The following is an 8,532-nucleotide window of genomic DNA, read 5'->3' as shown; positions in this document are numbered from 1 at the left end:
GCCCCCAAAACTATGCTATAATATTCCTGTAAACCGCCGGGAAAACATTGTGCGGGCGGTGTATCAAAGCATTTCGAACTCACACAAAGGCCATGGCCTTTGTGTCGTATGGAAACCCATACGACAACGATGCTCTGATGTAAAAAAGGAGGCGAGCTTTTGTTTCCCATTTTGCAAGTCTGCGCCGGGGAGCGGACAGACCTGGAGATCGGTCTGCCGGAGGACCTGGCGATCTTCGCCCACGCGGTCAACCACGGCGACCTGTCCGGCCGGGCAGACCTGACCGTGCGCCTGACGGCGGACCTGGATATGACCGGGTTCCGATGGGTCCCCGTCGGCTTTGGGGAGGCGGAATTTGCCGGCCTTTTTGACGGCGGCGGCCACACCGTCCAGGGCCTGACCATCCAGAAGAAAGGGCCGGGGAACTACGGTCTGTTCGGCTCGGTCAGCGGCACGGTCCAGAATGTTGCCGCCGCCGGGACCATCCAAAACCTGGCCGGGGACCTCCACTCCGCCCTGGGCGGCATCGTGGGAGAACTCTCCGGGGGCGTGGTGCGGAACTGCGCCGCGGAGTTTACCGTGGACGGCGGCGGGGAGTCCCTGGGCCTGTTCGCCGGAGGCGTGGCGGGCGTGGTGGAGCAGGGCGGCCTCGTTCAGAATTGCCGCTCCAGCGCCCGGATGAAAAACGTACAGGCCCACTTCCTCTACCTGGGCGGCGTGGCCGGGTGCGTCCGGGACAGCCGGGTGGAGGACTGCGCCTTTGCCATCTCCCTTACCGCTCAGGGCGGAGAGGGACAGTATATCCAGGCCGGGGACGTGACCGGCAGCATCCAGGGGGAATCCGCCTTGGTCAACTGTGTCCACTGGGAGACGGCGGACGGGACATTTTTTGAACGGGAGGAGGCGGTAACATGAAAAAACGGCTTTTCGCAGCGTTGCTGAGTGTGTGCCTGCTGTTTACGCTGCTCCCGGCCACGGCCTTTGCCGAGGGGGAGCCAGACAGCGGCCCGCCACCAGTGCAAAGCGCCCTGTGCGAACATCACCCGCAGCACGACGAAAGCTGCGGCTACACCGAGGGGACAGCGGAAATCCCCTGTTCCCATGAACATACCGAGGACTGTTATACCCTTGTGACAAGCTGCGTCCATGAACACGGCCCGGAGTGCTACCCGGCGGAGAGCGTGTCGGAGAATACCGCCACCCCGTCCGAGCCGGGAGAAGCCGAGCCGAGCGAGTGTACCCACGAGTGCAGCGAGGAAAGCGGCTGCATGACCAAAATATTGGACTGCAAGCATGAACACAAGGTGAATGGCGGCGAAGCCGACAGAGAGGGCGGCCTGGGCCGCGACGAAGCCTGCGGCTATGTTCCCGCAACAGAAGGAACGCCCTGCACCTTTGTCTGTAAAGTCTGCAATGCACAGGACAGCGGGAACGCTGAGGATTCGTCCGACGCACAGCCGGAAGAATGTACCTGTGAAACCCTCTGCACCGAGGAAGAAGTCAATGGGGATTGTCCGGTCTGCTCTGCGGAGGGCGCCGAACTGGATAAGGTTTGCATTGGCGCTGCCCCGATGTTATCGGCTGCCACGTCTCTGTCCAGTGAACACTCCGGCCATGATGGATGGACAGAACTTTCGGGAACGATAAATGATATTTCTTTGCCTAATGGCAATTATGTGCTTACCGGCGATGTGACCTTGGGGAACGGTCTGTACCGCTGTGAGAGCGTAACAATATGTTTGAATGGGCACAAGATTGATGGAAACACGAAGTGGCTGGGAAATGTAACCATCTGCGACTGTACAGGCAATGGAAATATGTATAATTTTACAGAAATGTACAATATCTCTCTATCAAATGTGAATTTGCGCGACTGCGAGATAACAGGATCAGCAACGATAGACGGAAATACCACGATTTATGCCGGATGCAGGATCTCAGCTGGTGCCGATGAAAGTATCACTATCAATTCGAATACTACTATCACATCGGGTGTTGAAATCGGGGTGGGGGAATCCGGCATCCTTTCTCTCAATGGAGCCAATGTCCAAAGTGCAATCGATGTGAGCGGTGGCACCTGCAATATCACCGGCGGCACCATCTCCAGCCCCATCTTGGTAAGACTTTGGGGAACCTGTAACATCACCGGCGGTACTATTTCCAGCTCCATCGTGGTTGGGGGTACCTGTATCATCACCGGCGGGACCATAAAAGTCTATGATTATACCTCGTCCGGAGAAATCACCGGCGCTGTGGTGGTGAAAGGCGGCAGCTGCAATATCAGCGGCGACGCCCGGATTACCGGCAACCGTATCGATAATGGCGGCGCAGTCAGCGTGCTCGGCGGAAATTGTACCATCAGTGGGAGCAACATCTACGATAACAATACCAAATACGGCGGTGTGTATGTAGAGGGCGGGACCTGTAACATTGAGCAAAACGCATATATCACTGGCAACCAGGCTTTCGACCAGGGCGGCGGAGTGTATGTAGCCGGAGGTGTGTGTGATATTTACGGCACCATTGGCTCAAACTACACCGCATACAATTATGATGGCGATGGCGGCGGTGTGTATGTAGCCGGAGGCGAATGTAATATTTATGGTACGATTTACAAAAATACGGCAGAAAGAGACGGCGGCGGTGTCTATGTGGCGGGCGGCAAATGTGACATTGCCGCTACCTCGATCAACTATAATGAAGCAGCCGGAAATGGTGGCGGTATCTATGTAGCCGGTGGCGAATGCAGGATTGCCACCCAGACAATCGGCTTAAATACAGCGACCGGAAACGGCGGCGGTGTGTATGTGGCATCCGGAGCAAAAGTAACCGTAAACAATGCCCAGGCAGGCCCCCCTCGTATCACCCATAATACAGCGAATGGAAACGGTGGTGGCGTATATCTGTGTGAAGGCGTCGAATGGAATAATCTCTGTTATGTTACCACCAATACCGCCCAATATGGTGGCGGCATATACAGTGAGGGAGATTGCAAGCTGACGATCAGGAACGGCTCCGTTGAAGGGAACACTGCGACAGTAGAGGGAGGCGGTCTTTACCTGAACGATTCTCAAACAAAACCTTGCATTGTTGAAATCACGAATTGGACGATCAAAGAAAATAAGGACAATTCCTCTCAACCCAATAATATGGTCAGTCTTAGCAGCCAAATAACCTATGAGCAAGGATTGTCCACCCAGGATACACTGCCATATGAGGAACCGGGCAGTATTATTCTGAAAGATTCTGCTTCCTTTACCATTATGAGCGGTAAATACGAAGCAAGTGAAATCGGCTCCTGTTTTACCCGCCAGAGTGACAATAAAATCCTGATTGCCGGCGGATATTATGGTGCCGATCCGTCAAAGGAACCGACGCTCACCGTTGTGGACGGCGTCAAAGCAATAGAGCTTGACGGAGATATTGGCTACAATCGATACGATCCAAACTATCCTTGGGCAGTTTATCCTATTGAGGAAGGGATACTGTCAGGAGCATCAAACAATCCTGTTTACAATGGAGCACCCATAGAACAAAACAGCGGCTTTAGCCTTAGTGGAGCAACCGATATACAAAATTTTTATTATTGGTATAAGGCGCAGGGAGAAGAGGACAGCTCCTATGTTGCAGGTCTGCCTTCTGATGTCGGTAATTATACCATTAAGGTCGGAGGACTTCATTTACGCACGATTGGAGAAGAATACTACACCGAGTGCACCTTTGACCTGACGATTGCAAAAGCAGATCCGTCCTATACGGTTCCGACCGGCATTACTGCACAGGTGGGAAAACCTCTTTCCACAGTGACTCTGCCGGAAGGCTGGGCATGGAAAGACGGAAGCACCATTCCAGAGGCAGAAGGAACACAAACCTATCCTGCAATCTTCACACCGGATGACACAGACAACTACAACACCGTGGAAACGAACATTTCCGTTGAGGTAGTAAAAGAACCTGTTGTTCAGGAATATGCAATAACCTTTGACGCAAACGGTGGTAGCGTAAGCCCATCCAGCGCCCAAACCAAAAACGGGAAGTTGGAAAGCCTGCCTACCCCGACACACGGCGGCTATGACTTCCTTGGCTGGTACACGCAGAAAGACGGTGGAGAGAAAGTCACTACCGACACGGTCTTTACGAAGGACACCACCATCTACGCTCACTGGCAGAAGCAGGCGGCGCAGGAGTACACCGTGACCTTTAACGCCAACGGCGGCAGCGTAAGCACGACCAGCACCACCACCAAAGACGGGAAGCTGGAAAGTCTGCCTACCCCGACACGCGGCGGCTATGACTTCCTTGGCTGGTACACAGAGAAAGACGGTGGAGAGAAAGTCACTACCGACACGGTCTTTACGAAGGACACCACCATCTACGCCCATTGGCAGAAGCAGGCAGCTCAGGAGTACACCGTGACCTTTGATGCCAACGGCGGCAGCGTGAACCCGTCCAGCGCCACCACCAAAGACGGGAAGCTGGAAAGTCTGCCTACCCCGACACGCGGCGGCTATGACTTCCTTGGCTGGTACACGGCGGCCAGCGGCGGTACCAGAGTAACCACCGGCACCGTCTTTACGGCGGACGCCACCCTCTACGCCCACTGGGACCGCCGCAGCAGCGGTGGGAGCAGCGGCGGCGGAGACTCCGAGCCTGCCCAGCCCACCGGCCCCAGCACCGACAAAAGCGACGGCTGGACCAACATCCAGGAGGAGCTCGGCGGCGCGGAGGACGGGGACACCATCACCGTGGACATGAACGGCGCGACAGAGGTGCCCGGCCAGGTGCTGGAGGAGGTGGCCGGAAAGGACACGACCGTGGAGCTGGATATGGGCGGCGGCGTGTCCTGGACCATCAACGGCCAGGACGTGCCGGAGGGCGTCAGCCTGTCCGACCTGGACCTGGGCGTGAATATGGACACCAGCGGGATCTCCGCGGATGTGATCAACACCGTCACCGGGGAATACGGCGCCGTGCAGGTGTCCCTGGACCATGACGGGGAGTTCGGCTTTGCGCTCACGCTCACCGCGCCGCTCGGCCGCGAGAACGCCGGGCACTGGGCCAACCTCTACCACTACGACGAGGCGGCGGAGACGCTGACCTTTGTGAGCAGCACCCGGATCGCCGGGGACGGCTCCGCCGCCCTCCGCATGACCCACGCCAGCCAGTATGCCATCGTCATCGACGATACGAGCCACGCCCTGCCCTTCGTGGATGTGCCCACGGACCACTGGGCCTACGACGCCATTCTATATGCCTATGACAACGGCCTGATGGCAGGCACCAGCGGCACCACCTTTGCCCCGGAGAACGTCACCACACGAGGGCAGATCGTGACCATCCTCTGGCGCATGGCGGGAAGTCCCCAGGTCAACTACCTAATGGACTACTCTGACGTGGACCCGGCGGCCTACTACGCCGAGGCCATCCGCTGGGCCTCCGCTGAAGGCGTCGCGGGCGGCTATGGCAACGGTACGTTTGGCCCCGACGACCCCATCACACGGGAGCAGCTGGCGGTGATGCTCCACCGCTACGCCCAGCACGAGGGCTTCGACGTGTCCATCGGCGAGGACACCAACATCCTCAGTTATACCGACGCCTTCGATGTGTCCGAGTACGCCGTTGCCGCCCTTCAATGGGCCTGCGGCGCGGGGATCATCCACGGCACCGGCGACGGCAGCACCCTCACCCCCCAGGACGGGGCCACCCGCGCTCAGGCGGCGATGATACTGATGCGCTTTTGTGAAGAATACCAGTGATGCTGTGAAAGTGACGCCGGGGACGGAGTATATTCTCTGCCCCCGGCGCCGCTTTTGTGAAGGCATGGTTCAAATGCTGCGGGGGAATCAAACAGGGAAAACCTCTGCCGGTTGCAGATGGCATCCGCTCCGCTATACCGATGGCAGAAAAAATGGAGGGGGAGACTACATAGACCACCTGGCCGTCATACCGCCGGTAGTACCCGGCACAGATCCGCCCACCATCACCGCACCTCCACCGATGCCGATACCGGCGAGGAGATGGTCATCTGGACCACCTATCCCTTCGCGGATGTCCCCAGGTACTGCACCTCCAACAAAAAGTCCTTCTGCGCATTTGTGGAAGTGGATGGGGAGCGAAAAGCCAAGCACAAGCGGCTGACGAACATGAAGATCTCAGAGGCTGCCATTGAGCGGCTGGAGGATGAGGGCTTCCGAGGGCTGGCGCGTAAAAATCAAAGGCAGCAGATGGACGAAGAATATGACTCCCGCGAGTATCAGCAGGCCGCCACATACCACGCATACGCCAAAGAGCTCTGCGAGAACTGCAACTTCGACCGGAGCAAATATCGCCTCTGCGTGAAAGAAAAGAGGTTTGCCGCTATCACCAGAAGTGACTTTGCCAAACTGAAAGAGGACCTGCGGTTTCTGGACAATACCCTGAAAACGGTACTGGCTGAGTGCAGGGACTATTTCCAAGAGCGGTTTGTGGTTGGGCTGTCCATCCGCAAATACGCCGAAGCCCATCAACTCAATCGGGGCAGCGTGAATCATCTGCAAAAGAAATTTTTCTCTGCCTTGGCACGGCTTCTGAAAGAGCGGGACGAGGCAGAAGACAAGTGCCGTCTGCGAAAACCATCACAAAACTGAATTGATCCAACATGAAACGGAGCGCCTGCTGACAAAGCAGGCGCTCCGCTTTTCTGTCAGAAATATGTCAAAAGGATATTGTTTCCCCAATACATAGTGAGGGGGGTAAAAGAGGCACAGGTGTGTCAATTCTATGTCACTTGAGAAATGTCCTCGGATAAAGTAGTAGAGGGGGGGATCAAAATGAAAGAGCCTGCCTACAAAAATTATGAGGAGTTGCCGCTGTTTCTCAACTCAGAGACAGTAGCAAAAGTCCTGGGCGTCTCTCCATCGTCGGGATATGAGCTGATGCACGAACCAGGCTTCCCGGTGCTGCGCATCGGCAACAGGATGGTGGTGCCCAAGGAGCAGTTCATCCAGTGGGTAAACGAGCGTGTAGGAGGTGGCGCATGAGGTACGGCAAGTACAGCGGACGCGGGAATTTTTTCTCTCTGCCCAACGAAGTGTTTCTCCTGGGCCTGAGTGCAGTAGAGTTGGCGGTGTACAGTTTCCTGAAACGGTGTGAGAATCGCAAGACGCATCAGTGCTGGCCCAGTATCAAAACCATCGGACAGGCAGTGCGGATGAGCGAGAATACCGTCCGCAAGTATATCCGTCAGCTGGAGGAGCGAGGTCTCATCACCACAGAACCCACCGAGGTCATCACCAAGTCCAGCGGTCGGCGCAACGGCAATCTGCTGTTCACCCTCCGTCCGATCCAGGAGGTGATTGACCAGTATTACGACCGTCAGCTGGAGGAATTGGAGTTGGCTACAGAGCGCCAGCGTGTGGCAAACCTCCTGCGAGAGCAGGAAAGCACTGCGTGACCGCCTGTGAGCCGCTGTGTAGCCCGATTGCGGGAGGGGCAGGGTCCCGGCCCCCTCCCAGCGGATAGGGGCCGGATTTGGGCCGCTGTTCCCCATCTTTGGAGAGAGGACTCTCCCTATCCTGGGCTCTTTGCGGAGGACGAAAAGAAAAGCAGGACAAAGGCCGGGGTCGCCGGTGGCTCCTCCGGCCGGTCACTTCGCCCCGCAGTGCGGGTCGTTACGGGGCTTTGCGGTGTATCAAAAATGGGGTCAAAAACAGGCAGCGGGGATCACGTTTGTGGTCACAATCCCCGAACTCCTACTGCCATAACGAAAAAACAGGGGTCATGCCCCGGAAAGGAGAAGTTTATGGGCAAAAAAGAGAGATTCGCTTTCTATCTCACCCCGGAAAAGAAAGCCATTCTGGAGCGGAGGTACCGGGAGGACGGAAGCCGAAGCATGACCGCCTTCATCGAGCGGGCGGTGGACTTCTACCTGGACTACCTCAGTGCCAACAATGCTGGCCTTTTCCTCCCCACCTCCATCAAGTCTTACCTGGATGGACGGCTGGGACAGCTGGAAAATCGTCTGGGCGCACTCGCCTTTCGTCAGGCGGTGGAGCAGAACATGGTGGCTGGCATCCTGGCCGACGCCTATCAGTTCAGCGACGAGGATCTCCGCCGTCGGCGGTCGGAGAGCGTGCAAAATGTGAGAAAGACCAACGGCCGTATCTCGCTGGAACAGCGGGTACGTGGAGCCTGGGAGGAGGACGATGAGTGGCAAGACTGATCCTGAAAAGTCCCTATCTCAAGTGCGGCAGCGGCAGTTCTGTCAGTGGGTATCTGCGATACATTGGGACACGGGAGCGTGTGGAGTTGCTCCCGGATGACCGTCCGCCCACCAGAAAACAGGAGCAGCTGGTCAGAAAACTGACAAATCCAGCAGGCCCGGTTTGCCCTGAACGAAATACAGGAATTTTTGTCAGCGGGCGCGGAGACGGCCCCACACCTGCGGGCGGCGGGGGCGCTTGTGGCGGCAACCTCCGCTGTACTGCTCCACCTGCCGCTGCCTGAGTCCCTGCCCTCCACCCAGGAGTTTTTGCCTCTGCTGCCAACAGGTCT

At 57.0% G+C, this 8,532-nt stretch carries 9 protein-coding genes; 7 read left to right on the top strand and 2 right to left on the bottom strand.

The window, feature by feature from the left end:
• The first annotated feature begins 159 nt into the window (after nt 1–159).
• Nucleotides 160–915: a GLUG motif-containing protein gene (locus tag H6B31_RS15770; protein ID WP_204899373.1), complete on the top strand. Its 756-nt coding sequence runs from the start codon at nt 160–162 to the stop codon at nt 913–915.
• A 1,022-nt stretch (nt 916–1,937) separates the two neighbouring features.
• Here H6B31_RS15770 and H6B31_RS15765 read toward each other — a convergent pair.
• Together H6B31_RS15765 and H6B31_RS15760 are read right to left on the bottom strand one after the other, a co-directional pair.
• Nucleotides 1,938–2,438 carry a hypothetical protein gene (locus H6B31_RS15765; RefSeq protein WP_204899372.1) on the bottom strand — a complete coding sequence of 167 codons (501 nt, stop codon included), beginning with the start codon at nt 2,436–2,438 and terminating at the stop codon, nt 1,938–1,940.
• 333 nt (nt 2,439–2,771) lie between these two features.
• Nucleotides 2,772–3,185, bottom strand: a complete 414-nt coding sequence (locus H6B31_RS15760; protein ID WP_204899371.1) for a hypothetical protein — start codon at nt 3,183–3,185, stop codon at nt 2,772–2,774.
• Between H6B31_RS15760 and H6B31_RS15755 the strand changes: the two genes are divergently transcribed.
• The 6 genes from H6B31_RS15755 (at nt 3,150) to mobL (ending at nt 8,484) form a co-directional block, all read left to right on the top strand.
• Nucleotides 3,150–5,756 (top strand): InlB B-repeat-containing protein, encoded by a 2,607-nt coding sequence (locus H6B31_RS15755; RefSeq protein WP_346014108.1) that lies wholly within the window; start codon nt 3,150–3,152, stop codon nt 5,754–5,756. The genes H6B31_RS15760 and H6B31_RS15755 overlap by 36 nt on opposite strands.
• Nucleotides 5,757–6,017: 261 nt before the next feature.
• Nucleotides 6,018–6,626 (top strand): hypothetical protein, encoded by a 609-nt coding sequence (locus H6B31_RS15750; protein ID WP_243419106.1) that lies wholly within the window; start codon nt 6,018–6,020, stop codon nt 6,624–6,626.
• Nucleotides 6,627–6,809: 183 nt separating this feature from the next.
• A complete protein-coding gene (locus H6B31_RS15745; protein ID WP_204899369.1) occupies nt 6,810–7,019 on the top strand; it encodes a helix-turn-helix transcriptional regulator in 210 nt (69 codons plus the stop codon).
• On the top strand, nt 7,016–7,432 hold the full coding sequence (locus H6B31_RS15740) for a helix-turn-helix domain-containing protein (RefSeq protein ID WP_204899368.1): 417 nt from the start codon (nt 7,016–7,018) through the stop codon (nt 7,430–7,432). The genes H6B31_RS15745 and H6B31_RS15740 overlap by 4 nt, the downstream gene beginning before the upstream one ends.
• A gap of 348 nt (nt 7,433–7,780) precedes the next feature.
• On the top strand, nt 7,781–8,200 hold the full coding sequence (locus H6B31_RS15735; protein ID WP_204899367.1) for a hypothetical protein: 420 nt from the start codon (nt 7,781–7,783) through the stop codon (nt 8,198–8,200).
• On the top strand, nt 8,188–8,484 hold the full coding sequence (gene mobL, locus H6B31_RS17895; RefSeq protein WP_346014107.1) for a relaxase MobL: 297 nt from the start codon (nt 8,188–8,190) through the stop codon (nt 8,482–8,484). Before H6B31_RS15735 ends, mobL begins: the two co-directional genes overlap by 13 nt.
• Nucleotides 8,485–8,532: the final 48 nt, after the last annotated feature.

It is taken from the genome of Pseudoflavonifractor capillosus (assembly GCF_016899775.1).
Classification (GTDB): Bacteria; Bacillota; Clostridia; order Oscillospirales; family Oscillospiraceae; genus Lawsonibacter.
The sequence above is the reverse complement of the archived record's forward strand: the minus strand, read 5'-3'. Positions and strand labels throughout refer to the sequence as shown.

Bases quoted from the DNA above. Each gene is read 5' to 3' on its own strand.
- H6B31_RS15755 (WP_346014108.1), top strand. From the start codon at position 3,150: ATGGTCAGTCTTAGCAGCCAAATAACCTATGAGCAAGGATTGTCCACC.
- H6B31_RS15750 (WP_243419106.1), top strand. From the start codon at position 6,018: ATGGTCATCTGGACCACCTATCCCTTCGCGGATGTCCCCAGGTACTGC.
- H6B31_RS15745 (WP_204899369.1), top strand. From the start codon at position 6,810: ATGAAAGAGCCTGCCTACAAAAATTATGAGGAGTTGCCGCTGTTTCTC.
- H6B31_RS15740 (WP_204899368.1), top strand. From the start codon at position 7,016: ATGAGGTACGGCAAGTACAGCGGACGCGGGAATTTTTTCTCTCTGCCC.
- H6B31_RS15735 (WP_204899367.1), top strand. From the start codon at position 7,781: ATGGGCAAAAAAGAGAGATTCGCTTTCTATCTCACCCCGGAAAAGAAA.